This is a genomic window from Nocardia sp. NPDC049737 (assembly GCF_040674755.1).
GTDB lineage: Bacteria > Actinomycetota > Actinomycetes > Mycobacteriales > Mycobacteriaceae > Nocardia.
The window spans coordinates 218,744-245,044 of sequence record NZ_JBFANH010000011.1 but is presented as its reverse complement, the minus strand read 5'-3'; the positions used below and the strand labels follow the sequence as shown (position 1 = coordinate 245,044).

29 protein-coding genes are annotated in these 26,301 nt (G+C 65.0%); 15 read left to right on the top strand and 14 right to left on the bottom strand.

Annotated features, from left to right (window positions below):
- The 3 genes from AB0J47_RS17520 to AB0J47_RS17510 form a co-directional block, all read left to right on the top strand.
- The coding region (locus AB0J47_RS17520) for a hypothetical protein (RefSeq protein WP_364346515.1) at positions 1 to 180 on the top strand (180 nt) is incomplete at its 5' end.
- Entirely contained in the window at positions 177 to 524 is a 348-nt protein-coding gene (locus tag AB0J47_RS17515) for a YbaB/EbfC family nucleoid-associated protein (RefSeq protein WP_364346513.1), read from the top strand. The genes AB0J47_RS17520 and AB0J47_RS17515, both read left to right, overlap by 4 nt.
- Before the next feature lie 26 nt (positions 525 to 550).
- Positions 551 to 1,822 (top strand): primosomal protein, encoded by a 1,272-nt coding sequence (locus tag AB0J47_RS17510; RefSeq protein ID WP_364346511.1) that lies wholly within the window; start codon positions 551 to 553, stop codon positions 1,820 to 1,822.
- Here AB0J47_RS17510 and AB0J47_RS17505 read toward each other — a convergent pair whose 3' ends face one another.
- From AB0J47_RS17505 to AB0J47_RS17495, 3 genes are all read right to left on the bottom strand, one after another.
- On the bottom strand, positions 1,823 to 2,920 hold the full coding sequence (locus AB0J47_RS17505) for an adenosine deaminase (RefSeq protein WP_364346509.1): 1,098 nt from the start codon (positions 2,918 to 2,920) through the stop codon (positions 1,823 to 1,825). It abuts the gene before it with no gap.
- 377 nt (positions 2,921 to 3,297) lie between these two features.
- Positions 3,298 to 4,584, bottom strand: coding sequence for a thymidine phosphorylase (locus tag AB0J47_RS17500; protein ID WP_364346507.1), 1,287 nt, complete (start codon positions 4,582 to 4,584; stop codon positions 3,298 to 3,300).
- 309 nt (positions 4,585 to 4,893) lie between these two features.
- Positions 4,894 to 5,307, bottom strand: a complete 414-nt coding sequence (locus AB0J47_RS17495) for a cytidine deaminase (RefSeq protein ID WP_364346505.1) — start codon at positions 5,305 to 5,307, stop codon at positions 4,894 to 4,896.
- A gap of 175 nt (positions 5,308 to 5,482) precedes the next feature.
- On the opposite strand from AB0J47_RS17495, the gene AB0J47_RS17490 reads away from it, so the two are divergent.
- The 7 genes from AB0J47_RS17490 (at position 5,483) to AB0J47_RS17460 (ending at position 11,939) form a co-directional block, all read left to right on the top strand.
- Complete coding sequence (locus AB0J47_RS17490; RefSeq protein ID WP_364346503.1) at positions 5,483 to 5,986, top strand: hypothetical protein; 504 nt, start codon at positions 5,483 to 5,485, stop codon at positions 5,984 to 5,986.
- Positions 5,987 to 5,993: 7 nt separating this feature from the next.
- Positions 5,994 to 7,427, top strand: a complete 1,434-nt coding sequence (locus tag AB0J47_RS17485) for a hypothetical protein (RefSeq protein ID WP_364346501.1) — start codon at positions 5,994 to 5,996, stop codon at positions 7,425 to 7,427.
- Positions 7,428 to 7,948: 521 nt separating this feature from the next.
- Positions 7,949 to 8,347: a succinate dehydrogenase, cytochrome b556 subunit gene (gene sdhC / locus AB0J47_RS17480; RefSeq protein WP_364346499.1), complete on the top strand. Its 399-nt coding sequence runs from the start codon at positions 7,949 to 7,951 to the stop codon at positions 8,345 to 8,347.
- A gap of 84 nt (positions 8,348 to 8,431) precedes the next feature.
- The gene (locus tag AB0J47_RS17475; protein WP_364346497.1) at positions 8,432 to 8,863 is read left to right on the top strand and encodes a succinate dehydrogenase hydrophobic membrane anchor subunit; all 432 of its coding nucleotides are present in this window, start codon (positions 8,432 to 8,434) and stop codon (positions 8,861 to 8,863) included.
- A 93-nt stretch (positions 8,864 to 8,956) separates the two neighbouring features.
- On the top strand, positions 8,957 to 10,723 hold the full coding sequence (gene sdhA, locus AB0J47_RS17470) for a succinate dehydrogenase flavoprotein subunit (protein ID WP_364346495.1): 1,767 nt from the start codon (positions 8,957 to 8,959) through the stop codon (positions 10,721 to 10,723).
- A complete protein-coding gene (locus AB0J47_RS17465) occupies positions 10,723 to 11,493 on the top strand; it encodes a succinate dehydrogenase iron-sulfur subunit (protein ID WP_364346493.1) in 771 nt (256 codons plus the stop codon). The genes sdhA and AB0J47_RS17465 overlap by 1 nt, the downstream gene beginning before the upstream one ends.
- Positions 11,494 to 11,585: 92 nt before the next feature.
- The gene (locus AB0J47_RS17460) at positions 11,586 to 11,939 is read left to right on the top strand and encodes a GNAT family N-acetyltransferase (RefSeq protein WP_364346491.1); all 354 of its coding nucleotides are present in this window, start codon (positions 11,586 to 11,588) and stop codon (positions 11,937 to 11,939) included.
- A gap of 83 nt (positions 11,940 to 12,022) precedes the next feature.
- Here AB0J47_RS17460 and radC read toward each other — a convergent pair whose 3' ends face one another.
- The 4 genes from radC to AB0J47_RS17440 form a co-directional block, all read right to left on the bottom strand.
- On the bottom strand, positions 12,023 to 12,706 hold the full coding sequence (gene radC / locus AB0J47_RS17455; protein ID WP_364346489.1) for a DNA repair protein RadC: 684 nt from the start codon (positions 12,704 to 12,706) through the stop codon (positions 12,023 to 12,025).
- A 109-nt stretch (positions 12,707 to 12,815) separates the two neighbouring features.
- A complete protein-coding gene (locus tag AB0J47_RS17450) occupies positions 12,816 to 13,673 on the bottom strand; it encodes a MerR family transcriptional regulator (RefSeq protein ID WP_364346487.1) in 858 nt (285 codons plus the stop codon).
- On the bottom strand, positions 13,666 to 14,529 hold the full coding sequence (locus tag AB0J47_RS17445) for an alpha/beta hydrolase (RefSeq protein WP_364346485.1): 864 nt from the start codon (positions 14,527 to 14,529) through the stop codon (positions 13,666 to 13,668). Before AB0J47_RS17445 ends, AB0J47_RS17450 begins: the two co-directional genes overlap by 8 nt.
- A gap of 23 nt (positions 14,530 to 14,552) precedes the next feature.
- The gene (locus AB0J47_RS17440) at positions 14,553 to 14,756 is read right to left on the bottom strand and encodes a type II toxin-antitoxin system VapB family antitoxin (protein WP_364346483.1); all 204 of its coding nucleotides are present in this window, start codon (positions 14,754 to 14,756) and stop codon (positions 14,553 to 14,555) included.
- 118 nt (positions 14,757 to 14,874) lie between these two features.
- Here AB0J47_RS17440 and AB0J47_RS17435 point away from each other — a divergent pair, with 118 nt between their 5' ends.
- The 3 genes from AB0J47_RS17435 (at position 14,875) to AB0J47_RS17425 (ending at position 17,271) form a co-directional block, all read left to right on the top strand.
- Positions 14,875 to 15,435, top strand: coding sequence for a DUF4396 domain-containing protein (locus tag AB0J47_RS17435; RefSeq protein WP_364346481.1), 561 nt, complete (start codon positions 14,875 to 14,877; stop codon positions 15,433 to 15,435).
- Between the two features lie 127 nt (positions 15,436 to 15,562).
- Entirely contained in the window at positions 15,563 to 16,456 is an 894-nt protein-coding gene (locus AB0J47_RS17430) for a phenylalanine 4-monooxygenase (protein ID WP_364346479.1), read from the top strand.
- A gap of 143 nt (positions 16,457 to 16,599) precedes the next feature.
- Positions 16,600 to 17,271: an ester cyclase gene (locus AB0J47_RS17425; RefSeq protein WP_364346477.1), complete on the top strand. Its 672-nt coding sequence runs from the start codon at positions 16,600 to 16,602 to the stop codon at positions 17,269 to 17,271.
- A gap of 22 nt (positions 17,272 to 17,293) precedes the next feature.
- Here AB0J47_RS17425 and AB0J47_RS17420 read toward each other — a convergent pair whose 3' ends face one another.
- Complete coding sequence (locus tag AB0J47_RS17420) at positions 17,294 to 17,899, bottom strand: TetR family transcriptional regulator (protein WP_364346475.1); 606 nt, start codon at positions 17,897 to 17,899, stop codon at positions 17,294 to 17,296.
- On the bottom strand, positions 17,889 to 19,433 hold the full coding sequence (locus AB0J47_RS17415; RefSeq protein ID WP_364346473.1) for an MFS transporter: 1,545 nt from the start codon (positions 19,431 to 19,433) through the stop codon (positions 17,889 to 17,891). The genes AB0J47_RS17420 and AB0J47_RS17415 overlap by 11 nt, the downstream gene beginning before the upstream one ends.
- Before the next feature lie 127 nt (positions 19,434 to 19,560).
- Between AB0J47_RS17415 and AB0J47_RS17410 the strand changes: the two genes are divergently transcribed.
- The gene (locus AB0J47_RS17410; RefSeq protein WP_364346471.1) at positions 19,561 to 20,853 is read left to right on the top strand and encodes a D-alanyl-D-alanine carboxypeptidase family protein; all 1,293 of its coding nucleotides are present in this window, start codon (positions 19,561 to 19,563) and stop codon (positions 20,851 to 20,853) included.
- A 162-nt stretch (positions 20,854 to 21,015) separates the two neighbouring features.
- On the opposite strand, the gene AB0J47_RS17405 is transcribed toward AB0J47_RS17410, so the two are convergent.
- The gene (locus AB0J47_RS17405) at positions 21,016 to 21,618 is read right to left on the bottom strand and encodes a TetR/AcrR family transcriptional regulator (protein WP_364346469.1); all 603 of its coding nucleotides are present in this window, start codon (positions 21,616 to 21,618) and stop codon (positions 21,016 to 21,018) included.
- A 137-nt stretch (positions 21,619 to 21,755) separates the two neighbouring features.
- Between AB0J47_RS17405 and AB0J47_RS17400 the strand changes: the two genes are divergently transcribed.
- Positions 21,756 to 22,802, top strand: coding sequence for a Gfo/Idh/MocA family oxidoreductase (locus AB0J47_RS17400; RefSeq protein ID WP_364346467.1), 1,047 nt, complete (start codon positions 21,756 to 21,758; stop codon positions 22,800 to 22,802).
- A 419-nt stretch (positions 22,803 to 23,221) separates the two neighbouring features.
- Here the strand turns inward: AB0J47_RS17400 and AB0J47_RS17395 are convergent, their stop codons facing one another.
- The 4 genes from AB0J47_RS17395 to AB0J47_RS17380 are packed head-to-tail and all read right to left on the bottom strand — an operon-like array spanning position 23,222 to position 26,296.
- Positions 23,222 to 23,932: an ESX secretion-associated protein EspG gene (locus AB0J47_RS17395; protein ID WP_364346465.1), complete on the bottom strand. Its 711-nt coding sequence runs from the start codon at positions 23,930 to 23,932 to the stop codon at positions 23,222 to 23,224.
- Positions 23,929 to 25,290 carry a hypothetical protein gene (locus AB0J47_RS17390; RefSeq protein ID WP_364346463.1) on the bottom strand — a complete coding sequence of 454 codons (1,362 nt, stop codon included), beginning with the start codon at positions 25,288 to 25,290 and terminating at the stop codon, positions 23,929 to 23,931. Before AB0J47_RS17390 ends, AB0J47_RS17395 begins: the two co-directional genes overlap by 4 nt.
- 2 nt (positions 25,291 to 25,292) lie before the next feature.
- Entirely contained in the window at positions 25,293 to 25,925 is a 633-nt protein-coding gene (locus AB0J47_RS17385) for a DUF3558 domain-containing protein (RefSeq protein WP_364346461.1), read from the bottom strand.
- 5 nt (positions 25,926 to 25,930) lie between these two features.
- On the bottom strand, positions 25,931 to 26,296 hold the full coding sequence (locus tag AB0J47_RS17380; protein WP_364346459.1) for a hypothetical protein: 366 nt from the start codon (positions 26,294 to 26,296) through the stop codon (positions 25,931 to 25,933).
- Positions 26,297 to 26,301 lie beyond the last annotated feature (5 nt).

Here is a 26,301-nt window from a genome sequence, read left to right as displayed (position 1 = left end):
AGCGAGGCGCAGGCCATGAGTGAGCGAAGCGAGCGAATCATGGACACAGCTGCCACAGCAGTCATGCCGGAGGCGAGCGCCAGCGAGGCGCAGGCCATGAGTGAGCGAAGCGAGCGAATCATGGACACAGCTGCCACAGCAGTCATGCCGGAGGCGAGCGCCAGCGAGGCGCAGGCATGAGTGCTGAGATGGACGCGTTGGTTGCCAACGCGACGGCGAAACTGGAAGCCCTCGAGGCCGCACTGTACGGCCTCAAGCAGGTGCATGGCCGGTTCCGGACCGAGGACGGGACGGTCAGCGTCGAGGTGAACAGCGACGGCGCGCTGGTCGCCCTGAGCCTGTCGGAGTCGGTCACTTCGCTGCCGCCTGCCGAGGTCGGTCAGCTGATCGTATGGGCCTGTCGGCAGGCCGCTGAGGACGCCGGCACGCAGCGATCGAAGGTCGTTGCGACACTGAACGAGTCGTTCGCGGTCGCGCCGGAGGGTGATTCGGGAAGAGTTGGGGGCGGGCCGGATAGTCACTGACTCGGAAGGTCGATAGGCTTCCGCACATGGCTTCTGGAGACATCGTCCCGATCGAGCTCGGCCTGACCGACGGCGATCTCGTCACCCTGTGGGCACCGCGCTGGCGCGACGGTGATGACGAGTGGGAGGCGTTCCTCGGACATGAGGACTCCCTCTACGGTTTCGAGACCGTCGCGGAGCTGGCCGCGTTCATCCGGACCAACTCCGATAACGATCTCGTGGACCATCCGGCGTGGAAGGTCGTGGCCGGGCTGTCGGCGGCCGAACTGGAGCCGGAGGAGAACTTCACCTTCGATCTGGTCGGGGTGCCGGAGCTGGTCGCGGGCGATCCCGACGTGGACACCATCGCCGAGCTCGACGACACGCTCAGCATGGTGCGCAATATCGGTGAGGTGTGCGAGCTGGAGACGGTGACCAAGTTCTTCGGCTCCCATCCGGTGGTCGGCGCGCTGGCCAGCGGCGTGAGCGCCTTCGTCGGGCGCGACGGCGAGGAGCTGTGGGATCAGATCGGCGCTGCCATCGCCAAGGGCTGGGACGACGTCCTCGACGCCATCGACTCTGTGGTGCAGACCCCCGAGGTCGATGCCGAGGCGGTCGCGGTCGCGGAGGCCGAGTTGCTCGCCGCGGAGGAGAACGTCGTCGACGCCGATGACGCGGCCGACAGCGAGGAGGACGAGGAGTTCGAATCCGTCGACCTCGATGCGGAGGACGAGGAGGAGGACGAAGAGGGGGAGGACGAGGAAGACGAGTCGTTCTGGCATGAGGTCGGCATCGACCCGGTCAAGATTGTCACCTCCGACGGCACCTACTTCACGCTGCGCTGCTACCTCGACGACGAGCCGATCTTCCTCGGCAAGGACGGCTCCATCACCGTTTTCGGCTCCGAGCGCGCGCTGGCCCGCTACCTGGCCGATGACCATGAGCACGAGCTGGCGCGGGTGAGCACCTACACCGATGTGCAGACCGCCGCCGTCGACGGTTCGCTCGAGGTCGAGGTGACCGACGAGAACGTCTACGTGCTGCCCGGTCTCGCCGACGACCTGGCCGAGGGCCCGGAGGCGGTCGATATCGAACAGCTCGATCTTGCGGTCGAATTGTTCACCGACGCAGCCGATTACGCCGACGACGACACGGTGGAGCAGGCGCTGGCGCAGTCCACCCCGCTCGGTTGGTATGTCTCCTACCTGCTGAACCCGGACCCGACCCGCCTGGCCCCCAACCCGCCGTTCGCCGCGGAGGCCCAGAGCTGGCGGGACCTGGAGCGCAACTTCGAGTCCCGGCTCACGCAGGAGAAGTAACTAGCCGAGCAGCACGGCATAACCGGGTTTGATGATGTCGTCGATGATGCGCAGGCGTTCGGGGAACGGGATGAACGCGGACTTCATCGCGTTGATGGTGAAGCGTTCGAGGTCGCTCCAGCCATAGCCGAAGGTGTCGACCAGCTTGAGCATCTCCTGGCTCATGCTGGTGTCACTCATCAGGCGGTTGTCGGTATTGACGGTGACGCGGAAGCGCAGCCGCGCCAGCAGATCGAACGGATGCTTGTCGAGTGAGGGAACCGCGCCGGTCTGCACATTCGAGGATGGACAGAGCTCGAGCGGAATTCGCGCATCCCGCACATAGTTCGCGACCAGGCCGAGCTGCGCGTCTTCGATCGCGCCGGAAACGGTGATGTCATCGGTGATCCGCACACCGTGGCCGAGCCGGTCACATCCACAGAATGCCAGCGCCTCGTGGATGGACGGCAGCCCGAACGCTTCACCCGCGTGAATGGTGAAGTGCGCGCTATTGGCACGCATGTATTCGAAGGCGTCCAGGTGGCGGCTGGGCGGGAAGCCCGCTTCCGCGCCCGCGATATCGAAACCGCCGACGCCACGATCGCGCCACCGCACCGCGAGTTCGGCGATCTCGCGGGAACGTGCCGCATGCCGCATGGCGGTGAGCAGGCAGATCACCACGATCGGGTGACCGTCTCGGGCCGCGGCTGCCGCGCCCTCGCGGAATCCGGCGAGAGTGTGCTGGACCACCTCGTCCAGGGTGAGGCCGTCCTCGAGATGCTGTTCGGGAGCGAAGCGCACTTCGGCATAGACCACACCGTCGGCGGCGAGGTCTTCCGCACATTCCCGAGCCACGCGGCGCAGGCCCTCGGGGGTCTGCATTACCGCGACGGTATGCGCGAAGGTCTCCAGATAAAGTTCGAGCGAGCCGCTGTCGGCCGCATCGCGGAACCACGCCGCCAGCTCGGTCTCATTGTCGGCGGGTAGGTCGTCATAACCGCAATCGGCGGCGAGCTCCAAAACCGTCGCGGGCCGCAGACCACCGTCGAGATGATCATGCAACAACGCCTTGGGAGCTTGGCGGATCGAGGCAAGGGTCAAAGGCATCGGTCCTGTCATGACCACACGTTAGCCGCACCAACCCATTCATGCGGCTGTGATTGCGCTCTCCGCCATCCCCACTCGAGACATAATCGGCAACTTCCCTGCTCGAGTAGCCGATTGCCACACCTCGAGTACCGGAAAGCCCCTTTGACCAGCCAAGAATTAACGTAGCGGTCGGTTTCCTGCCTGCTTGCCGCAAACCTTTGCCCACCACCTCGGTGCGTTCGAACCCCCCGGGCAAGTCCGTCCGCAGCAGCCGAGTCCGAGTCCGAGTCCGCCGAGCAAAAGTTCGTGTGTGCCGGACGGGTTCACGCGCGCCGGGGATTCGGGCGTGCCATGCGAATTCGCGCGCCGACGAAATTGCGCGCCGGGCGAACTCGGGTGCGGTGGTGTCAGGGGGCGATGCGGTCCAAGATCAAGGGGGCTTGCGGTGGGGGCGCGGTCCCGATGGTGAAGGAGTTCTCGAGGGCGGCGAGGGCGCCGGGGAAGGCTTGCGTGGTGTCGGTGTGCAGGGTGAGAAGGCGTTGGCCTGTGGTCACGAAATCGCCTGGCTTGGCGTGCATTTCGATGCCTGCGCCGAATTGGACGGGATCGCCCTGGCGGGCTCGGCCCGCGCCGAGTCGCCAGGCGGCCATGCCGACGGCCATCGCATCGAGGCGGGTCAGCACACCGTCGTGTGCGGCCCACACGGTCTCGGTGTGCTTCGCACGCGGCAGGGGCGCGTCCGGATCGCCGCCTTGGGCTTGAACCATGGCGCGCCAATGGTCCATTGCGCGACCATCGGCGAGGGCGTCGGCCGGGTCGATATCGAGTCCGGCCTGAGCGACCATCTCGCGGGCGAGGGTGAGTGTCAGCTCGACGATATCGGCGGGGCCACCGCCGGCGAGCACCTCCACCGATTCGGCGACCTCTAGTGCATTGCCCGCGGTGCGTCCGAGCGGAGTGTCCATCGCGGTCAGCAATGCCACCGTCCGCACCCCGGCATCGGTGCCGAGTTCGACCATGGCCGTTGCCAATTCGCGCGCACCGTCCAGGGTTTTCAGGAAAGCGCCGGAGCCGACCTTCACATCGAGTACGAGCGCGGCGGTCCCTTCGGCGATCTTCTTGCTCATGATCGAGCTGGCGATCAGCGGTATAGATTCGACGGTCCCGGTGACATCACGCAACGCGTACAGCCGCTTATCGGCGGGGGCGAGATCGGCACCCGCCGCGCACACCACCGCGCCGATGCCGGGATCGGACAGGATCTCCCGCATCCGCGCCACCGGCACATCGGCCCGCCACCCCGGGATCGCCTCCAACTTGTCCAATGTCCCGCCGGTATGTCCCAACCCGCGCCCGGAAAGCTGCGGCACGGCAGCCCCACACGCCGCGACCAAGGGCGCCAACGGCAACGTGATCTTGTCGCCCACCCCACCAGTCGAATGCTTGTCCACCGTCGGCCGCGGCAGATCCGTGAAGTCCATCCGCCGCCCCGACGCGATCATCGCATTCGTCCACCGCGCTGTCTCTCGACGCGTCATCCCCCGCCACACGATCGCCATCGCCAACGCCGCCATCTGCTCGTCGGCCACCACCCCCTTGGTGAATCCATCCACCACCCAATCGATCTGCGCATCCGACAGCTCTCCGCCGTCCCGCTTGGCCGTAATGATCGAAACCGCGTCCACTGCCGTCACACCGGCAAGTCTGGCACGTGGCACGCTCGCCGCCTGGAACTTGTCGGTGCTCTCCGATAGCCTCTGCGCATCATCGAGTCGACGATTGGGGGAGCGACGTTTTGGGGGAGAAATGACGCATGCACACCTGGACCGCCGCGCGACGGATCTCGAGGCCCGCATCCGCCAGGCCGACGAGCGCTTCGGCGAATCCCAGTTGAAGCTGACGCGACGAGTCACAGGACTGGATGGGGCTCCCACCGACTCAGCTCGCGGACGTCGAGAGGTCGACGGAAGCCGAAATCGTCGAAGAGAATTGCTGAGGACAACCTAGGTCTGTCCGGCATCCAGATCGTCAGGTCCGAAGGCGTCGGGGAGCAGGGTTCGAAGCGGAACCGGTCCGGTCTTGTGGTCCACCAGAAGATCGGCCCCGCCGTGTTCGTAGAGCAACTGTCGGCAACGCCCACAGGGCATCAGGATTTCGCCCCGGGAATCGGTGACCGAGAGCGCGAGCAACCGGCCACCGCCGCCCGCGAACAGGTTCCCGATCAGTACGCATTCGGCGCACAGCCCTAATCCATAGGAGACATTTTCCACATTGCACCCGACGACCACTCGCCCGTCGACCAGCCCGGCCGCCCCGACCGGGAATCGAGAATACGGCGCGTACGCCCGCTGCATGACCTCATATGCGCTGGTCCGCAATAGTTTCCAGTCGATATCCACGTGTTCGCTACCTTCCATGGTCTTGGGGCGGTTTCGGTATGGCGGGCGACTCGGCTGGTCGAATTCTCCCGGCCATGCTCGATGTCGCCCGGTTCGCCCCACACCTGATCGTCGGCCTGACCAGATCTCGATGCGCGGCAACAGATTTCGGATATCATCGAATTCCCTTCAGCCCCTCCGGAAGGTGGCATCGGTGTCCAGCCCGATCAGCGACGGCCTGTGGAATTCGCACGTCACGCCAGAAAGCTATGCGGGCCGGTACCAGGACGCGGTGCTCGAACAGTACAAGCTGTATGTCGAGATGGCCGACCGGATCAGCGCCCGCCGCAGCCTGACCAACAGCTTCTTCCTCACTCTCAACACCAGCGCCTTCACGATCATCGGCGTGATGCTGCAACTCCATCCGAGCCGCGCGGTGTGGACGCTGGTGTGCCCGACAGTGGCGCTGGTCGTGCAGTGCGGGGCCTGGTACTACCTGCTGCGGTCCTACCGTCAGCTCAATGCGGCCAAATATCAGGTCGTCGGCGCGCTGGAGGAGCGATTGCCCGCGTCACCGTATTGGCGGGCGGAGTGGACCGCACTCGGTCAGGGCCGAAACCGGCGTCTCTACCGGCCGCTCACCCACCTCGAGCAGTGGGTGCCGGTGATATTCGCGCTCACCTACGTGATCACCTACGTCGTCGCCGTCCTGAAGTGATGCCGGCATGACCGCGGAGGACCTTCGACAACGTGTGCGCGCGACGGAATCGAAGGCACTGTGGTCCGGGCTCGGCAACACCGCACTTGCGCTGCCGTGGGCGGCGGCACTCATCGGACTGATCTTCTTCGCACCGGATTTTCTGTACAGCGGTATGCCGCAGGTGCCCTTGTCGGGATGGCGTCAGTTCGTGCTGTTTCTGGCGCCCCTGTGTGGGTTCGGGTTGTGGGAGCGCGGCTCCGAAGGGGCGCGCAACTGGCATGCCTGGTACAGCGCGCATCGGGTGCGCCGGAAGGTCGAACGTCATCCCGATCGCGCCGCACTTTTGGTGCCGCCGCTCGAGGCGCATTTGAACGAGTTGCGGGTAATCCGGGGGCACCGTCAGGTCGCGCTGCGGCGGGTGCGGTGGGTCGTGATTCCGATCGGGCTGATCATTGCGGTGCTGCTGTTCGGCGTGCAGACCGAGGACCCCGATGGCACGCTGCGCGATGCTCCGGAGGCGGTGGTGCCGATGGTCGCGATACTCGCGGCCATATCGGTGGTCATCATCGCGTTCGCACTACCACGCTGGCGACGCTGGTACGCGGCTTATATCGCCGAAAAGTGGTCCGGTGACCCGGCATACGCCGCGGCGCTAAGTCACCTCGGGCCCGATCCCCGCTACGTTCGCGCCTCCGAGATCCCCCCGTTGCGAGTGCAGTTCGTCAAACCGAAGTCGGTCGACTACCGGTTGACCGTGGTGTCGGCCGCGCGCAACGTGTTCAAATCACCGCCGCTGGAGATCGCCTATCTGCGACTGTTCGAGAATCAGGCCAGAGTTCGCAATTTCCTGCACGGCGCGTGGCGTGAATTCGGCTATGTCTACATTCTGCGTAGCTCGGGTTCGGTCAGCCCGGCGGAGGTTGCCCGAGCGCGGGCCGACAACGCGATACGCACCATGTTCGCCGCATCGCCGCGCACCTTCCGCACCGCGCTGGCCGGATTCGGATCCGAGCCGCTGCCGCCGGGTAAGCACCGGCTGACCGGGATCACCAATATGCCCGAACGCGTGCACGATCCGGCCGGTAGCTACCCCGTCCGCGCGCTGCTGTGCCACGGCAGTTTCTGGAAGAGCGCGGTCGACCTGCTGTTGGCCAGAGTCGACCTGGTGGCGGTCGATCTGTCGGGATATGTCCCGGCCAACACCGGAACACAGTTCGAACTGCAGCGGGTGATCGACCGCTTTCCGATCAATCGCGCGGTGCTGCTCTGCGATGCGGGCAGCGACCACACTTTCATCGAGGCTCAGGTGCGCTACCACTGGTCGCAGATGGCTTCGGGTTCACCCAACGCCGGGGCCGCCGAACGCTCGATCCTGGTCGCCGTCACGGGCGCGGGGCGTCCCGCGGACCGCGAACTCATGACGCGGTTGCTGGAACGACGCCGATGGATGTCGTCGTAGCGAATTTCGGCTGTCGCCGATCGGAATCTGCGATAGTTTTCTGTTACCGATGAGTAGGTTATCGTTCGTCGAATGAGACATTTTCCACATTGCCGACGCTCACAATTCGGCCCGTCGAACTGAGAGCCCCGGCGCCGACCGGAAACCGCGAGTTCGACACATAGGCATTGCACATAACTTGAATTGCCTTGTCGCACAAGATTTTTCGGTCTCAGTCTGATATCGGCGGCCCCTCAGGGACCGAGCCGCACTTGCCCGCGCAGGGGCCACGGCACAACCCATTACGCATCAAGAAAGGTAAACCTAACTCGCTCGACTGTAGCGCAACGCACGGCCTGCCGAATTAGTTCCGCGATTGCGAGGGGATTAGAGTCCAGATCAGATCGGTTCAGGTTCCCGGCGGCGGGCCCCGCGCGAGCTATTTGGAGCAGCAAAGCGCAGCCACCTGGGCATTTACATCCACGTCGCCTGCCTCGGACTTGCAACCGGGTCCATCAACGACGTTGGAGGCACCGCACTCTATGACCACGACAGAAGCTCCGGCACAGCCGAAGCGGAAGACGCTGTACCGAGGCGACCCCGGAATGTGGTCCTGGGCGCTACACCGGATCACCGGTGTCACCATCTTCTTCTTCCTCTTCGCGCACGTCTTGGACACCGCACTGGTACGGGTCAGCCCCGACACCTACGACCACGCCATCGAGACCTACAAGAACCCCATCGTCGCCCTGATGGAGATGGGTCTCGTCGTCTGCGTGCTGTTCCACGCGCTCAACGGCGTACGCGTGATTCTGGTCGACTTCTGGGGCAAGGGCCCGAAGTACCAGAAGACGATGCTCTGGGTGATTCTGGCCGTCTGGTTCCTGCTGGTGGTTCCGGCCGTCGGCCGCCAGTTCTTCTACCTGTTCACGGAGCACTGATCCCATGAGTGAGCGAAGCGAACGAATCATGAACACAGCCGCCAGTGCGGTTATGCCGGAGCCGAGCGCCAGCGAGGTGCAGGCATGAACGCACCTATTCTCGGTAAGTCCTACGACCGGCCCGCGAGCCTGGATCTGCCCCGCTCGCCGCGTGCCCGCTCCAACAACAACTTCGAGAAGTACGCGTGGCTGTTCATGCGCTTGTCCGGCCTGCTGCTGATCGTGCTGGTCCTGGGCCACATGACGATCATGCTGCTGCTCGACGGCGGCGTGAAGCGCCTGAACTTCGCCTTCGTGGCGGGCCGCTGGTCCAGCCCGTTCTGGCAGTTCTGGGATCTGACCATGCTCTGGCTCGCCCAACTGCATGGCGGCAACGGTTTGCGCACCGTGATCGCGGACTACTCGCGCAAGGACTCGACCCGGTTCTGGCTGAACACCCTGCTGGCCATCTCGATGATCCTGATCGTGGGCGTTGGCACCTACGTCATCTTCACCTTCGACCCCAACATCAGTTAGGAACAGGCGAACTCCGATGAGTGAGCGCAGCGAACGAATCATCGACACAGCGTGTTTCACACATGCCGGAGCCGAGCGTAGCGAGGTGCAGGCATGAGTGAATCCCGGATTCAGGAGCACCGCTACGACGTCGTCATCGTCGGTGCCGGTGGCGCCGGTATGCGCGCGGCGATCGAGGCCGGTCCCCGAGCCCGCACCGCCGTCCTGACCAAGCTCTACCCGACCCGCAGTCACACCGGCGCGGCCCAGGGCGGCATGTGCGCCGCATTGGCCAATGTCGAAGAAGACAACTGGGAATGGCACACCTTCGACACCGTCAAGGGTGGTGACTACCTGGTCGACCAGGACGCCGCGGAGATCATGGCCAAGGAAGCCATCGACGCGGTGATGGACCTGGAGAAGATGGGTCTGCCGTTCAACCGCACGCCCGAGGGCAAGATCGACCAGCGCCGCTTCGGTGGTCACACCCGCGATCACGGTAAGGCCCCGGTTCGCCGCGCGTGCTACGCCGCCGACCGCACCGGCCACATGATCCTGCAGACGCTCTACCAGAACTGCGTCAAGCACGACGTGGAGTTCTTCAACGAGTTCTATGTGCTCGACCTGGTCATGTCCGAGACTGATCGGGGTCCGGTCGCGACCGGTGTGGTCGCCTATGAGCTGGCCACCGGCGAACTGCACGTGTTCCACGCGAAGTCGATCATCTTCGCCACCGGCGGTTCCGGCCGGATGTACAAGACCACCTCGAACGCGCACACGCTGACCGGTGACGGTATGGCGATCGTGTTCCGCAAGGGTCTGCCGCTGGAGGACATGGAGTTCCACCAGTTCCACCCGACAGGCCTTGCCGGTCTGGGCATTCTGATCTCCGAGGCCGTCCGCGGTGAGGGCGGCATCCTGCGCAACGCCAGCGGTGAGCGCTTCATGGAGCGCTACGCCCCCACCATCAAGGACCTCGCGCCGCGCGATATCGTCGCCCGCTCCATGGTGCTCGAGGTGCTCGAGGGTCGCGGCGCCGGACCGAACAAGGACTACGTCTACATCGACGTGACCCACCTCGGCGAGGACGTGCTCGAGGAAAAGCTGCCCGACATCACCGAATTCGCGCGCACCTACCTGGGTGTGGACCCGGTGAAGGAACTGGTGCCGGTCATGCCGACCTGTCACTACGTGATGGGTGGCATCCCGACCCGGATCCGCGGCGAGGTGCTGCGCAACAACACCGATGTGGTGCCCGGCCTGTACGCCGCCGGTGAGTGCGCGTGCGTCTCGGTGCACGGCTCCAACCGCCTCGGCACCAACTCGCTGCTCGACATCAATGTCTTCGGCCGCCGCTCCGGCATCGCCGCCGCGGAGTACGCCCAGCGTACCGAGTTCGTCGAGATGCCGGCGAGCCCGGCGCAGATGGTGCAGGACTGGCTGGCCATGCTGCTGTCGGATCACGGCAACGAGCGGGTCGCGGATATCCGCACCGAACTGCAGTACACGATGGATATGAACGCCGCGGTGTTCCGCACCGAGGACACCCTCAAGCAGGCGCTCACCGATATCCACGCGCTCAAGGACCGCTACACCCGAATCACGGTGCAGGACAAGGGCAAGCGTTACAACAGCGACCTGCTCGAGGCCGTCGAGCTGGGCTTCCTGCTGGAGTTGGCCGAGGTCACCGTGGTGGGCGCGCTCAACCGCAAGGAATCGCGCGGCGGCCACGCCCGCGAGGACTACCCGGACCGCGACGACGTCAACTTCATGCGGCACACGATGGCCTACAAGGAGGGTGCGGAGCTCATCTCCGATATCCGCCTCGACTTCAAGCCGGTGGTGCAGACCCGCTACGAGCCGATGGAGCGTAAGTACTGATGACTGCCGTACTCGAAACACCCCCGCAGAAGGCCGCACCGGTGCCCGAGGGCTCGGTCATGGTCGACGTCAAGGTCGCCCGGTTCAACCCGGAGGACGACAAGGGCGCGCACTGGGAGACCTTCCAGGTGCCGGTACTGCCGACCGACCGCTTCCTGAACGTGCTCATCTACATCAAGTCCTACCTGGATGGCACGCTCACCTTCCGGCGCTCGTGCGCGCACGGTGTCTGTGGTTCGGATGCCATGCGGATCAACGGCGTGAACCGGCTGGCCTGCAAGGTGCTGATGAAGGACATGCTGCCCAAGAGCGGCAAGTCCCTCACCATCACCGTCGAGCCGATCCGCGGCCTGCCCGTGGAGAAGGACCTCGTGGTCAATATGGAGCCGTTCTTCGACGCGTTCCGTGCCGTGAAGCCTTACCTGATCACCTCGGGTAACGAGCCCACCCGCGAGCGCATCCAGAGTCAGGCCGACCGCGCCCGGTTCGACGACACCACCAAGTGCATCCTGTGCGCCTGCTGCACCACCTCCTGCCCCGTGTACTGGAGCGACGGCAGCTACTTCGGCCCGGCCGCGATCGTGAACGCACACCGCTTCATCTTCGACAGCCGTGACGAAGGCGCCCGCGAACGCCTCGACATCCTCAACGACGTCGAAGGCGTCTGGCGCTGCCGCACCACCTTCAACTGCACCGATGCCTGCCCCCGCGGCATCGAGGTCACCAAGGCCATCCAGGAAGTCAAACGCGCACTGCTGTTCGCACGCTGACCCGAGGCACCCGAAGGCCGCCCGCATCGAAAGACGCGGGCGGCCTTCGTCGTCTGCGCAATAAACGGCGGTACGGATGCGTTCCACGGGGCATGAGCGAGCGAACAGTAAACAGAGCCGAACCGAAAGTAGAGGTAGTCGGCGTTCCGGCGCGCAATGCGTACGAGATCCGACTCGATGGCGCGACTGTCGGCGAGGAGTTGTATTTCGATGCCGGTGTGCACCGTGTCTTCTATGCGACCGAGGTCGATCCGGCGTTCGGCGGCCGGGGATTGGGCAGCGTTCTGATCCACGACGCGCTGGCGGACACCGTGGCGAGCGGCCGCCGGATCGTGCCGGTGTGCCCGTTCGTGGTGCGGTGGGTCACCAGGCACGACGACTTCGCGGCGAGTGTCGACGAGCCGACGCCCGCACTGCTGCAACGCATTCCGGTACTGCCCCGCTGACCGCAACACACCGGATCAGCAGGCTGCAGCTGTTCTCACATAGGATGCATGCGGTCTTATGCCATTCCTATTGCGCCGCAGCATCATTGCGTTGACCGGTGCAGCGGTGCGGCGCTGGCCCACCTCTCCCCCGCAATCACCACGTGGTCCAGGAAGCGCAGGCCGACGGTATGGGCGGATTCGATGAGCAGGCTGGTCGCTCGACGGTCGTCGAAGCTGGGGACCGGATCGCCGGAGGGGTGATTGTGCACGACCGCGAAGGCGCGACCGTCGTGGCGCAGCACGGTATTCAGGATTTCGCGGACCGGGACGGCGACCTGATCGATCGCACCCTCGGCGACGAATACCTTGTGCCGCAATCGATTCTGCGCATCGCACACCAGCACCAGCAGCCGTTCGACGCGGGCACCGGCGAACAGCGGCAGCGCCACCCGGACGATATCGGCGACGCCATCCAGACGCGGGGCGGTTTCCGGACTGTTGCGGGCCCTGGTGGCGAGGTGGAAGGCGGCGATGATGGCCGCGGCCTTGGCCTCCCCGACGCCCGCGCGCCGCGATAATTCCTCTGGCCGCGCGGCAGCCAAACCGGCGATGCCGCCGTGCTCGGCGATCATTTCGGCGGCCATATCCAGTGCGCTTTCGCCCTTGCGTCCCTGGCGCAGCAGCACGGCGAGTAATTCGCTGTCGCTGAGCGCGTGCGGTCCGAGCGTCAGCAGCCGTTCCCGTGGACGTTGCCCGGATGGCAGTTTGGTGATGGGTACCGACATCATTCCCCCTCGAATGCGGTGCGATCTTGCGCATCATGCCAGCCCCCACCGACAGGTCGAACGCGATGGCGACCATGGTCTGCACACCTGTGACGAGGCAGCTGATTTGTCACCGGGCACGTGGTCGGCGACCGAGAGGAGGAGGTGTTGCGGTCGCACGCTGTTCGCGGTCCACGCGCTCGAGCTTCGTCCACCCGGTCCAGCCTCGCTTCGTCAGTAGCTCGACCAGTCGACGCGCCGGCGGCGCGGTATCGAGTGCCAGTGTGTCCAGCAGCATGGCGAGCGGCGGCTCGATGTCGACATCGCCGATGTGTTCCTCGCCCTGCTTGTCGGCCAGCTGCGTGAGGTAGGCGGCCGTATTGTCGGCCAGCTCGACCAACCGTGGGTCGTGGTCGGACCAGTCGAGTGCCTGGCCCAGGGTGAGATAGAAGTCGATGAGCTGCGGGACGGCGAGCTGCTCCCGCTTGCGTGCCACCCATTCCGGGACTCGCTCGGGTGAGTGCGCGGCCAGCGGAATCCACCCGTCCCGTTCGACCCGGACGATCCGCTCGTCGACCCCGAGCGCCCGCAGCCGGTCGAGAAACTCGACTACCTCCCGCGGCAGCACCAGGTTGTCCCCGGCGGCGAGGCGAGCGATCCGCTCGCGGTGCCGCTGCCGCTCCCGGATCTGCGCCCGTAGCCGCTTGTCGATGTCAGCGACGGCCGCGACGAACTCCTCCTGGTCGGCCTGCAGCAGCTCACGCACGCGTGTCAGCGGAACCCCCGCCTCGGCGAGGGTTCGGATCTTGATCAACTCGACCAAGTCGCCAGCGCCGTACCTCCGATAGCCGGAGTGGTCCCGCTCCGGCTCCGGCAACAGCCCCTTGGCGTGATAGTGCCGCACCGCCCGCACCGTCACTCCGGCGTACGACGCCAGCTCGCCGATGGTCAGCATCGAGCCCGTCTCCTGAACCTGGGAGCTATTCACGAAGTCGCCTGACCGGCTGAGCCTGCGTATTCCCGATAATCTGGGCGATCTGCGGGGCGTGAGTGATGACCAGCCCGTGACCGGCGTCGAGCCAGGATGTGGAGATGTGCGGCCGCTCGCGGACGAGCCGCTCGACGCCGGCACGCCAGTTCTGGTTGCGCCACAATGTCCGCCCGTCACTACTGTCGCCCGCCATCGAGGTCGACATGACCATGCTGATCGGACACTCGATCTTTCGATACTGGTCAAGGATTCCGGACCGGATCACATCCAGCTCGAGATTGAGGTCAAGAATGTCCTGCGCGGTGAGCGAGACCTGACGTGAGGAGCCCTTGGTGGCCTCCTGGCGCGTTGCAAAGTCCTCCCACATTGCACGGAACTCCGGTAGGTCGGCCTCGCTGATGAACGGTTCGGGCACCGGGTTCGCTCCGTCTATGAGAACGAGCTCGGCCACGGCGCTTGGATACGCGCAGGCGTAGTGCACGATCAGGTCCGCGCCCAGCGAGTGGCCAACGAGCACGGGCGGCGAGGGTAGGTCGAGGCGCTGCAGCTTCGCCATGACGGCGACGAAATCACTCAGGTACGAATCGAAGGTGTACCGGTCGGCGGCCGAAGTGAGGCCATGGCCCCGCAGATCGAAGGTCACTACGTCGTGGTCGCGTCGCAACAGCTCGGTCAACTCATGCAGATCGGCCTGTGCCGTGAGCAGCCCGGGCAACAGGATCAGCGGTCGTCCCCCGCCGCCGCGACACACCGGGATTACGACCCCGTCGTGGTGAACCGCGAAATGCTGCATCGCAGTGGTTTTCGTAATCATGCCGACCATACTGAGGGGTTTCCCCTGCGTCAGGGTCAATCGCTGGGACGACAGAGTTCCGCTCAGCCGTCGGCAACCGCGATCTCGGGACCGGGCAGGGCACACAGCACACCGGCAGCCAATCGCTCCAGATGGTGAAGTTGCCGCTCGTGCACAACGATTCGGCGCAGCGCCTCGTTGATGGTGGCGCTGCTCGTCGACGTGCCCATGATGGCGGCCGCGGCGGCGAGCAGTTTCTGGTCGAGATCGATCCGCACGGATTTCATGCGCCCTCCTTCGTACATTCGCCATATTGCTTTATCCGGCTCGCCCACGTCTGGCAAATCGGGCACAACAGCCGGAATCCGTGTTGACTAATTACCCTACCGGGGTATAGTTCCCGACATGGAGCACGAGCACGGAACGTCCATCGGACACCACGAACATGCTGGGCATGCAGCACATTCCGCGCATGCGGCAGCCGCCGAGCACACTCGGCACGCAAACCCCGAGCAGCAGGCTCCAGCGTCCTGGCAAATGGCCGCTCAGGCCACGCTGCACTGCCTCACCGGTTGCGCGATCGGTGAAATTCTCGGCATGGTGATCGGCACCGCGCTCGGCTGGAACAACACCGCGACAATGGTGCTAGCGATCGCGCTGGCCTTCTTCTTCGGCTACGCACTGACCATGCGCGGCGTCCTGAAAGCGGGTCTGCCGCTGGCTGCCGCGATCACCACCGCGCTGGCCGCGGATACGGTCTCGATCACGGTCATGGAAATCGTCGACAATGCCATCATCCTGGCTGTGCCCGGTGCGATGGATGCGCACCTGGATACGGTCATGTTCTGGGCGACACTCGCCTTGTCCCTGGCGGTCGCCTTCATCCTCACCACACCGGTCAACAAGTGGATGATCGGCCGCGGCAAGGGCCATGCGGTGGTGCACGAAATGCACGGCCACCACTGATCAGCTCGCCGCAGCCCCAGCCGGTCTACTGCCGGTAATAACGCGAATAAGTCCGCCCAGCTAGGCAGTTTGTCCAGCTGGACGGGCTTTTGTTGTCGCAACCGACCGGCGGTGCTTGCATCGAGGTATGTTCACCGAAGCTCAGCTGTACTCGCCGGTAACCCGATCCGGCGACGGCGATGTCATGGTGCACCTGAGCGACGAGCACCCAGGCGTGCACGATCCGGATTACCGCGCCCGCCGCAATGCGATCGCCGCGCTGGCGCTGGATTACGCACCGGATAAAGCGTTGCCGCATATCGACTACACCGATGAGGAACAACAGGTGTGGCGCATCGTGTCGGCCGAACTCGCACGCAAACACCAGAAGTACGCCGCCACCGAAGTGCTCGCGGCCGCGGCCCGGCTCGATTTGCCGAGCGACCACATTCCGCAGCTCGACGAGGTTTCCGCGGCACTGACCCCGCTGACCGGATTCCGGTATGTGCCTGCCGCCGGCCTGGTGCCGCTGCGCGAGTTCTTCGGTTCCTTCGCCGATCGAACCTTCCACTCCACCCAGTACATCCGGCACCATTCGGCCCCGCTGTACACCCCGGAACCCGATGCCATCCACGAGATCATCGGACACGCCAATCAGATCGCCAGCCCGCGCTTCGCCGCTATCTACGAGGCGGTCGGCGCGGCCGTCGCCCGGCTGACCACCGAGACTGCGCTGAAGTTCCTCGCCGATGTCTTCTGGTTCTCCATGGAGTTCGGTGTGGTCCGCGAGCACGGCGAAATCCGTTGCTACGGAGCCGGATTGTTGTCCTCCTACGGCGAGATCGAGGAGTTCCAGCACGCCGAGCTGCGACCGCTGGACGTGGCGACGATGGGCACCGCCGTCTACGACATCACCCACTACCAACCGATTCTGTATTGCGCACAGTCGATTTCGGAGATCGAGGATGTGATCGGCGGCTTCTTCGCCACCATGGACGACGATTCGCCGCACCGCGCACTGCACACATCCGGTAGAATGTGACACATCATCATTTAAAACTCGAAAGTTGCTGGGAGACATTAGAGTTCGGCAAATTCCCGTCCTCGACACTCCTGCCGCGACAACAGACCAACCGGCTGTTAGCCTGCCTCGCGTCCGATCTCTTCGAAGGGGCGAGAGCCGAGATGACAGTTGATACACCGGATTCCACAACCGAGACGCCGCTGTGGCTGCAGGGCCGGGACGCGGTGGTCGCCGCGACGCGGGCCGAGGATTGGCGCAACGGCGCGCCCGACTACCACCTGACCAACGAAACCGTGCCGCGCGAGCGCACCACCGACCACGCGGCGGGCTCGCTCGAGGCCATCGTCGAGGATCTGGTGCGGGTCTTCGAGATGGAGGTCTCACACAAGAAGGACCCTGCGACCTGGGTGTCGCTGGTCGCCGAGCACTACCGGGGCCGGGTCAACGGCGGACCATGGCAGGACGCCGAGGAATTCGCGCGGATCGGCAGCTACAACATCCTGATCGGCGATAACCCCTACTACGAGGTCGAGCGGGAGACCTTCGAGTCCTCGCACGCGACCTTCCACACCGCCTTCCCGAACGGCTTCTTCTGGGAGGTGCTCGAGGTGCTGGCCGGACCACCCGCTGTCACCTTCCGCTGGCGGCACTGGGGTCGCTACGACGGTGAATACAAGGGCCACCAGCCCACCGGCGCATTGATCGAGATGTTCGGCGTGACGATCGCCAGGGTCAGCGACGACCTGCGCATTCTCGAACTCGAGCATTTCTACGACAACAACAAGCTGCTCGGCCCATTGGCACATGGGTGCCCGGTTACCAAGTCCGCCTAGGATTTTCGGCCGCTCGGCAGCACTATTGCTTGCCGAGCGGTAACCCCGCCTCTAGAAAATCCAGTGCGCGATTGAGGTTCTCGGCATTCAACGGGTTGAACCTCGCGATGCCGAGCGCGACCCCCGCGATAGCACCGGCGGTCACGCGAATCTCGAAATCGTCCGCATCCCGACCCATCTGCTCGGCGAGCAGGCCCGCCATCAGGTCGATGCCGCGTTGCAGTTCCAGTCCGATGGCGGCGCGCAGCTCGGGCACGTGATACAGCAGCGCCTGACGCTCCTGTTCGAATGCCAGCTCGGCCACGGGCAGATTCGCGAATACCTCCCCGACCGCATTGCGGAACGCCGTCATCGGCGGGATGTCGTGCGGTTGGGCTCGTATCGCGTCGATCATCAGCGGATCGAGATCGTCGGCGAGCACCAGCTGTTCCTTGGTCGGAAAATAGCGGAAGAAAGTACTGGGTGATACCTCGGCCGCCGCGGCAATCTGCTCGATGGTGGTCTCGGTGTAGCCCTGCTCACGGAACAGCCGGAACGCTTCTTCGCGAATCGTCCGGCGGGTCCGTTCCTTCTTCCGCTCGCGCAGGCTCTGCGCGGCCGTCCCGTCCGCGGGCAGCTCAACCGACATATGTCGATTCTGGCCCATCAACCGGCACCAGCGCGTCCGGTATCGCCTCCGGGCTTTGCGGCGCGGCCGTCGACCGCCGTGGCAACACCCGCAGCGCGAGCGGCACCGCCACCGCACAGATCGCCGCACACACCCACAGCATCGCGCTCATCCCGCCGACGAACGCCGACTGCACCTGCTCCAGCATGGCGGCATTGCCGGTCGACTTCGCGACTGCCACACCGGAATTCACGCTGTCGCGGATCGGATCGACATTCAGCACCCCGAGATCGTCGCGGTACACGGTAGCCAGCACGGTGCCGAGAAGCGCCACCGCGATGGTTCCCGCCGCCTGACGCAGCGCCTGCACCAGCGCCGAGCCGACGCCCGCGCGGGCCACCTCGAGATTGTCCAACGCGACCGCCATACCGACCGGCAGTCCGAGGCCCATGCCCGCGCCGGTCAACCCGACCCACAGGGCCACGAACCAGTACGAGGTCCCCAGCTCGGTCAGCCCGCCCAAGCCCATGCCGACTGCCAGCACCGTCAGGCCGAGCGCCACCATGAGCGCCGGTCCCAGTTTCGGCAGCAACCGATCACCCAGCCGTGATCCGACCAGCAGTCCGGCGATCATCGGCAGCAGCCGCACTCCGCTGCCGAGCGCGTCGACGCCGAGGACCGCCTGGAAGTACTGCGGCACGGTGAAGAACAGGCCGAACAGGCCGAAGGTAATGATCACGGTGAACGCCGCGCCCCAGCGGAAACCGGGGCTGCCGAACAGGCCCAGATCGACCAGCGGGAAGCTCGCACGCCGCTGCCACGCGATGAACGCCGCGACGATCACGACACCACCGAGCAGCGCACCCCAACCGAGGCCGTTGCCCCACCCCTTATCACCGAGCCGGATGAATCCGTAAGTGACGCCGACCATGCCGAGGATCGACAGCACAATGCCCGGCAAATCCATCGGCCGCTGATCCGGGTTCCGCGATTCCGGCACCAGGGCCGCGACGGCCGCCGCACCGAGCACCACCATCGGAACGTTGATCAGGAATACCGAACCCCACCAGAAGTTATCGATCAGCCAGCCGCCGAGGATCGGACCGAGCGGCAGTCCCAGTGCGGTCGAGGTGACCCAAATGTTCATGGCCTTGGCCCGCTGCGCCGAATCCGGGAACAGCACCGGCAGCACCGCCATCGATAGCGGCATCATGACCGCCGCCGCGACGCCGAGTACCACGCGGGCCGCGATGAGTTGACCGGCGGTGGTGGCGAAGGCGCAGGCCAGCGAGGCCGCACCGAACAGCACCAGCGCGCCGAGCAGCAGCTTCTTGCGGCCGTAGCGGTCGCCGAGCGCGCCCGCGGGCAGCATCACGGCCGCGAGCGCCAATGTGTATGCGGAACTGAACCACTGCAGCGCGCCGGTATTCGCATTCAGGTCGACGGCGAGCGTGGGCAGCGCGACGGTCAGCACGGTCATATCCAGGCCGATGGTCAGCATTGCCAAGGCCAGCGCCCCCAGCGCCAACCAGCGGCGAGTCGAGTCTGTCTTCATAACCCCTCCATAAAATGATAGTTACAACTTTTTGATAGTAACTCTCATTTAGTAGTTCCTGTCAATACTAGATCCATCCGTGCCTCTTCCCCGCCCACAACGCGGCCGGTCAGTAGGCTCGCAGCCGATGAGCACCCGGGACCTTCGCCTCCTCGTCGCACTCTGCCTCGGTTCTGCACTGGCCGTAACAGCCGTGACCTGGGGCCCTGCCGCGACCGTTTCGCAGGCAACGCCGACTACCGCGACGACGACGCCGTTCAGCACCCCGAATACCGACAGCTGCCCGCAGAAGACGAAGCCGCCCAATCCGATCGACGAATCCGAGGTCCCCGAACCCGGACAGCCGACGCCGACCGCGCTGGCCGTACCGATTCCGCCGGTCGGCGGCTCACGCCTGGGGGAATGCGGCGTCGTCATCCCGCGCGGCGCACCACCAGTGCCGCAGGACATTTCGGCCACGGCCTGGCAGGTATCGGATCTCGATACCGGTGAGGTGCTCGCCGCCAAGGACCCGCACGGGCGCTACCGGCCCGCCAGCACGATCAAGGTGCTGCTCGCGACCGTCGCACTGCGCAACCTCGACCTGAACAAGACCGTCACCGGGACACAAGAGGACGCGAACGCCGATGGCACCCGTGTCGGCATCGGTCCCGGTGGCCGCTACACCAACCGACAGCTCATGCAGGCGCTGATCATGGCGTCGGGCAACGATGCCGCGCATGCCATCGCCGCCCAACTCGGCGGCGAGGCCGGTGCCGTGCAGAAGATGAACGAGCTGGCAAAGTCGTTGTACGCCTTGGATACTCGCACCGCCAGCCCGTCCGGCCTGGACGGTCCCGGCATGAGCACCTCGGCCTACGACCTGTCGGTGTTGTTCCGCGAGGCCATGACGATTCCCTTGTTCGCCGAACTCATCCACACCGAACAAGTCGACTTTCCCGGCTACCCCAAGGACCCGAAAAACCCTGACGACAAAGACCATCCGGGTTTCCCCGTCGCAAACGACAACCACCTGCTCTACGACTACGACGGTGCGCTCGGCGGCAAGACCGGTTACACCGACGATGCCAGACAGACCTTCGTCGCCGCGGCCCAGCGCGATGGCCGCCGACTCGTCGTGACGCTGTTGAAAGCCGATGTGCTGCCGCTGCGTCCGTGGGAACAGGCCGCGCGCCTGCTCGACTACGGTTTCGCCCTGCCGAAGAGCGCCACCGTCGGCAAGCTCCCCGAAACCAAGTCCGCATCCACGAAAGTCGCTGCGGGACTCGCCTCCCCACCACCGAAAGACACCGACCACGAGGCACAGCCCGCCGATGAACCCGACAACCACACGGGTACCCGCACGCTACTTTTGGCGGGTGGCGTCATCCTGGCCCTCGCACTGCTGCTCGGCGCCCGCCGCCAGCGACAACAGCGCTGAGGCCGGACCCCGTCGTCCTGCACATCGCCACGCGAGGTACAGCGCCCGGACGTGCGCGAGCGCACCGGCGCCGTTGTCGGCCGCGACAGTACCGATGGAGAAGTCAGGGTCACTTATGCGAGACATGATCCGCCAGTCGAGACGGAGTATTCGAGAGAAACGCTAGGAGCGGTTGCGGTCCCTGAGTCCGTCGAGGACGATCTGCAGGTTGCGGCGCCACTGACCGCTGTCGGCCTGAAGCCCGATGGTGTGTGAGTCGGTCGAGACTCCCGCGAGCAGAAAAGCTACGTCCTGCCAGGCGATATCCCGTCGCATCTCGCCCGTGCTCTGCGCGGCTTCGACCAAACGCCTGATCCGTGCACGTATTTCGGCCAGCAATCGATCCAAACCCGGGAAACCGGCGCCGCCCAGCGCCTCGTTGGCGCCGCAGCTTTCGGTGCGCAGTTGCACATACACGGAGGCGAAGTCGGTGAACCCGCGCCATGGATCAGGGTCGGCGATCGCGCGATCGGCGCTGAAGATCATCTCGTCCAGCACTTCCTCCAGGACGACCTGCAGCAGCGTCTCCCGCGAGGGAATCCGCCGATAGAAGGTGCCCTTGCCGACTCCGGCACGCTGAGCGATCTCCTGAGCGGTGACCTCAACCCCGATCTCGGCCAGTGCCGACCGCGCCGCTGCGACCAAGCGCTCGAGGTTGCGCCGAGCATCCGCACGGGGTGCCTGGCCAGACTCGTCGGCGAGTAGTCGGTCCACGGCACTGATCACGTCCACCAGCTTAACAACTGGACTCAGCGAGTCCGGTTAGCTATAAACGGACTCGACAGGTCCGCTTATCTCAGGAGTGATCATGGACCCTATTCGGGTGGGTATCGTCGGCGCCAGTCCCGACCGCGGCTGGGCACGTGCGCGCACATGTTCCCGCACTTCAGGCGCTCGAGGACTTCCGTATCACCGCTGTCGGCACGAGCCGTGCGGAGAGTGCGCAGCGGGCGTTGCGGATATTCGGCGCGAGGCACGCCTTCACCGATCCACGCCAACTTGCGGAGGATCCCGAGGTCGATCTGGTGGCGATCACGGTGAAGGTGCCCGCGCATGCGGAGCTGATCCGCATGGCGCTGGCGGCGGGCAAACATGTCTATTGCGAGTGGCCGCTCGCACTGAACACCGCTGAGGCCGAATCGTTGGCCGAGCTCGCCTCGGACGCGGGCATCCACCACGTGGTCGGCCTGCAGACCCGATACTCGCCGGCGATCGCCCGTGCCCGCCAGTTGCTCGCGGAAGGTTATGTGGGCAACGTTGTTTCGGCAACCGTGTACTCCGCACGTCACCTGGGTGCGGGCACGCAGGTACCGGCTTGGGCGGCCTACACTCTCGACCAGCGCAATGGTGCGGGAATCGTGGAGATTGTCGGCGGCCACACGCTCGACGCGGTCGAGTACCTGATCGGCGATTTCACCGACCTGTCGGCACGGCTCGCCATCCGCCACCCGCATGCCCTGATCCAGGAAACCGGCACGGCAATCGCTGTCACCACGCCGAACCATCTGCTGTTCGACGCCGTAACCGCAGACGGAGTCGTGGTGTCGGCTCACATCCACGATTCCAAGGTGACCAACGGTCACACTCGGATAGAGATCTCGGGCACCGCAGGGGATCTGGCGATCGTCTCCGGCGCCAACGGGGCGGGCGGCATTTCGTTAAGCGAACTGCGCCTGCAAGGTTCCCGCGGTGCGGGCTCCTGGCAGCCGCTGCAGGGCGAGGACCCGCTGGCGGGAATGACGCTCGGCACCGAAGTCGGCAATGTCGCGAGACTGTATGTGGCATTGGCACAGGACATCCGAACCGGCGCTACTACGGTCCCGACATTCGATGACGGGGTCCACATGCACCGGCTACTCGACGCCATTCGTAGTTCGGCAGACATCGCGACACGGGTGCCAACTGCCTGAGAAACCCCAGCCACGTCTGTGGCCGGAACGCTGGACCCGCGATTCGGAAGACACCGCCTAGGCACCTGGGGGTGCACTCGACACCGTCCGTGTGGATGCTACCGGATCCAAAACTCTGTGATGTGAGCCCCTTTCGAACACGTCATCGCCAGCACCTTCCGCGTCACACTCCCACTGTTCCCGCGCACCCATTCACGCGCCGCGCACGTTTTCGCCCGCGAATTCATGCGCGCCGCGAGAATCCGTGCGCGCCGCGAGAAGGTCACCGCCGAGCGCGAGACTTCGCAGCACTGGATATGCCGAGATCGTCGATATGGGGATCGTCGGCCGAGGGTCGCAGTGGGTCGACGACCATCTGGATTGCCCGCCCTGCATCCGACCATCCGGCAGTCGAAACGCGGGGCTCCTCGAGCGGCGGATCAGGGGATCGGCTGCGCCATGCGGGTGATTTCGCGGCGGATCGTGGACTGGTCGTAGGGGGCGATGTGGAATTCGTTGTACTGGTGGCGGTAGCGGTAGCGGCCGTCCCCGTCGATGTCGAACCAGTTCAGGTATTCGGGTGGGGCGGGATGTGAGTCGCGGAGGCCGCGAAGGATTTCCACGGTTCCGGAACCGGAGCGTGGGGCGCGCAGCAGGCGGTATATCTGGTCGGACGGCGTCTCTTTCAGACCGGTCCAGGACTCGAGATTATCGACCAGGCATTGGACATCCTCGACGACGGCCGGATGGCGTCCGGACGGCACATCGCCGAGCACCGCCGTGAACACGGCGGGCACGATCGCGGCGGTGCCGACCTCGAGCACGACGTTGCCGCCGAATTCGGGGGTTGGGCCCGGCCGTTGCACCAGGGTGACGCCGACATCGGCGTCGATCGCGCCGAACGCACGAAGCGGGCGGCGCCGAGTTCCGATGAGCGTCAATGCGATTCGCGGATCGGCTGCCACTCGCAAGGCGGCGGAAAGATCCGGGTTGGCATGCAGCGGCAGGCGGCGGTCCAATTCGCGGGTGAGCTGCTCGAATTCGTCCTCCCAGCGCACCGAGGCGATCAGCCGCAAGGGAAAGGGGTATCGATCCGACCGCGTCTCGCGCCAGATGTGCATGAACTCATCGGGCGCGAACTCGAACTTCACCCGCGCCCGTCCCCCCTGCTCGGGTGGGCCGGTTGCGCCGAGGGCGCGTCGGCGCCGATCGACGGGGGCGCCGCGGGATCGTCCGGGCCGATCAGTTCTTCGTACTGGCCGATCAGGTAGTCGGGGACCTTGCGGCTCGACTCGTCTTCACCCGATTTGCGCCCCGCGCCGGGTGACGACATGCCCGACATGCCGTTGCGTCCGGTGCTTGTCGCGCTTTTCGCGGCAGTGGAAACCGTTGCCGCGCTGGCATTTCCGGTCGTCGGCATGCCGGCGACGCTGCGGCCTGGGCTAGGTGTGGTGCTGCTGCCGAGTCCGGATGCGCCGCCCGGCCCAGAGGTGCCGAAAAGGCCGGACTGTCCCGGTGTCACCGCTTGGGTGCCAGGGATGCCGGTAGTCGCTGCGGGCGAGGTGGCGGTGGTGCTCGCGGCCGTCGTCGGGGACTGCGTCTGTTGTCCGGTAGTGGAATTCGAGTCGAGGCCCGTGGGGCTCACCGTGCCCTGATCGCTCCCCGATTTCCCCGATCCGTTCGACTCGCCGTTGCTACCGCCGGTGTTTCCGGTGCCCGATCCGGTGGTGCCGCCATTGCCGCCGCTACTTCCGCCCGGCCCGCTAACGCCCTCGTTGCCCCCGCCCGGCGACGTGACCGGCACGAATGTCGGAACTCCGGACCCGGCAGGACCATAGGACGGTTTGTAGTTGTTGTTCATGGTGTCGATCGCCGTGCGATACAGCGCCTCAGTACCACGCTGATAAGCGACCTCCTGGCTGTCACCGTCTCCGACCAGGCCCGCGCCGACCGCGGAAATAATGACCTGCGCGGGGTCCAGCGAGGTCGCCGAACCCCTACTCCCCTGCGCCGCGGACGGTGGCGGCACCGTCATCTTCACCACTTCGGCGGCCGACGCCACACCCTTTACCCGATGCCCGCAGGCATTGATCACCTGCTCGACATCACTGGCCTGCCGATAAAACGTCTGCGCCGCAGCAAGAGCCGCATCGGCCATGGCGCCCTCGATACCCGACGCCAACGCCTTCTGAATCGCAAGATTCGCGCCGAACAGTCCACCGCTCAGCGCGGTGGCGATGCTGATCCAGGTATCGGCCTGATGATGCATGATGCCCGGACTCATCTGCTGCGCATGGGTATAGATCTCCTCATGCGTGATGCCCTCGAACTGCTCCATCCGAGTGATGTACGCCGGATCCTGGCCATCAGCGGAAAGTTTCGTACCGTACTGCTCCGCACCCTGCTGCTGACCGCGCGCAAGCGTGCTCGGCTGAGTGGTGTCGGGCTTGCGGCTCGAATCGAATGCACCGAGGGCTGAGGGGACACTGTTGATGTCGAGGCCGGTCATCGTCAGTTGTCCTTACCGATTTCCGGTTCGATGGTGGAGGCGATGTCGGTGATGCCGTCGCAGGGGTTGAGGGTTTGGGGGGCGCGCGTCGTCAGATCGACCGCTATCTGCACGAACCCCACCTTTGTACGCAGATCGACCTGACAGCCGCGATGGGTGTCGGGATCGTGGACGAGGAGAGCTTCACGGCCGTTCACGGTGATCGGCTCGCTGTAGGAGCCGACCTTCCTGAGATCTTCTTCCCAGGTCGCGTTTCCGGACAGAACGCTCAGGTCACGCATTTGAGAAGAGAAGTGGCAGACAAGGAAGCTGTACTCGGCAATGAGATCTTTGCCGCGCTCGCGTGAGGTCCCGTCGAATCCGGCCTTTTGGATGGTCTCGTCGCTGATCCATGTGCACGGGTCAAAGACGATTTTTGGACGTCCGGTGCTGGCGGTGTACTTGTTGTCCTGCGACGGCGGCTGAAGTTTCGGGCTGGTCAGTGTCGGCCTAGCCGACTGAGTTGCAGTGGATGACGTGGCCTGATCTGAGCCGGCCGGGTGGTGCGGGTTGTCGCTGCCGGATGAACAGCTCGTCGCAACCGGCGCGATCACTATCACCAGTAGGGCCAGCAAGATATTCCGGATTCGCCTCATGACGACTATGCCTCCGAGGTGACTGTGGCGATCGACTGCGCGTACATGGTGTCGGCTTCCTCCACCAGTTGTCCGGCTCGTAGGTAGGCCGCAGCCATCTTGAACGCCGCTTCCCTCATCCCTTCGAGCGCTTCCGTCATCTTCTTTGCCTTGCCGGAAAACCCGTTTTGCAGCTCCTGAGCGGACTCGAATCCACCAAAGCCTTCCATCCGGTGCAAATCCCGCGAAGCCTTGATCTGTGGTTCCAGTGTGGTCTCGACCAGCCTGGTATAGACCTCGGCGCACCGCCGTGCTGCGTCGGCCTCCATCCGAAATGTTCCCCCAGTGGCCTTCTGATACAGCGCATTTGCGGCCGATTGTCCCACTTCCATCGGCT

Bases quoted from the DNA above. Each gene is read 5' to 3' on its own strand.
- sdhA (WP_364346495.1), top strand. From the start codon at position 8,957: ATGAGTGAATCCCGGATTCAGGAGCACCGCTACGACGTCGTCATCGTC.
- AB0J47_RS17515 (WP_364346513.1), top strand. From the start codon at position 177: ATGAGTGCTGAGATGGACGCGTTGGTTGCCAACGCGACGGCGAAACTG.
- AB0J47_RS17440 (WP_364346483.1), bottom strand. From the start codon at position 14,756: ATGAAATCCGTGCGGATCGATCTCGACCAGAAACTGCTCGCCGCCGCG.
- AB0J47_RS17505 (WP_364346509.1), bottom strand. From the start codon at position 2,920: ATGACAGGACCGATGCCTTTGACCCTTGCCTCGATCCGCCAAGCTCCC.
- AB0J47_RS17390 (WP_364346463.1), bottom strand. From the start codon at position 25,290: ATGACCGGCCTCGACATCAACAGTGTCCCCTCAGCCCTCGGTGCATTC.
- AB0J47_RS17380 (WP_364346459.1), bottom strand. From the start codon at position 26,296: ATGGAAGTGGGACAATCGGCCGCAAATGCGCTGTATCAGAAGGCCACT.
- AB0J47_RS17435 (WP_364346481.1), top strand. From the start codon at position 14,875: ATGGAGCACGAGCACGGAACGTCCATCGGACACCACGAACATGCTGGG.
- AB0J47_RS17415 (WP_364346473.1), bottom strand. From the start codon at position 19,433: ATGAAGACAGACTCGACTCGCCGCTGGTTGGCGCTGGGGGCGCTGGCC.
- AB0J47_RS17460 (WP_364346491.1), top strand. From the start codon at position 11,586: ATGAGCGAGCGAACAGTAAACAGAGCCGAACCGAAAGTAGAGGTAGTC.
- AB0J47_RS17425 (WP_364346477.1), top strand. From the start codon at position 16,600: ATGACAGTTGATACACCGGATTCCACAACCGAGACGCCGCTGTGGCTG.
- radC (WP_364346489.1), bottom strand. From the start codon at position 12,706: ATGTCGGTACCCATCACCAAACTGCCATCCGGGCAACGTCCACGGGAA.
- AB0J47_RS17485 (WP_364346501.1), top strand. From the start codon at position 5,994: ATGACCGCGGAGGACCTTCGACAACGTGTGCGCGCGACGGAATCGAAG.
- AB0J47_RS17465 (WP_364346493.1), top strand. From the start codon at position 10,723: ATGACTGCCGTACTCGAAACACCCCCGCAGAAGGCCGCACCGGTGCCC.
- AB0J47_RS17385 (WP_364346461.1), bottom strand. From the start codon at position 25,925: ATGAGGCGAATCCGGAATATCTTGCTGGCCCTACTGGTGATAGTGATC.
- AB0J47_RS17495 (WP_364346505.1), bottom strand. From the start codon at position 5,307: ATGGAAGGTAGCGAACACGTGGATATCGACTGGAAACTATTGCGGACC.
- AB0J47_RS17420 (WP_364346475.1), bottom strand. From the start codon at position 17,899: ATGTCGGTTGAGCTGCCCGCGGACGGGACGGCCGCGCAGAGCCTGCGC.
- AB0J47_RS17430 (WP_364346479.1), top strand. From the start codon at position 15,563: ATGTTCACCGAAGCTCAGCTGTACTCGCCGGTAACCCGATCCGGCGAC.
- sdhC (WP_364346499.1), top strand. From the start codon at position 7,949: ATGACCACGACAGAAGCTCCGGCACAGCCGAAGCGGAAGACGCTGTAC.
- AB0J47_RS17510 (WP_364346511.1), top strand. From the start codon at position 551: ATGGCTTCTGGAGACATCGTCCCGATCGAGCTCGGCCTGACCGACGGC.
- AB0J47_RS17410 (WP_364346471.1), top strand. From the start codon at position 19,561: ATGAGCACCCGGGACCTTCGCCTCCTCGTCGCACTCTGCCTCGGTTCT.
- AB0J47_RS17475 (WP_364346497.1), top strand. From the start codon at position 8,432: ATGAACGCACCTATTCTCGGTAAGTCCTACGACCGGCCCGCGAGCCTG.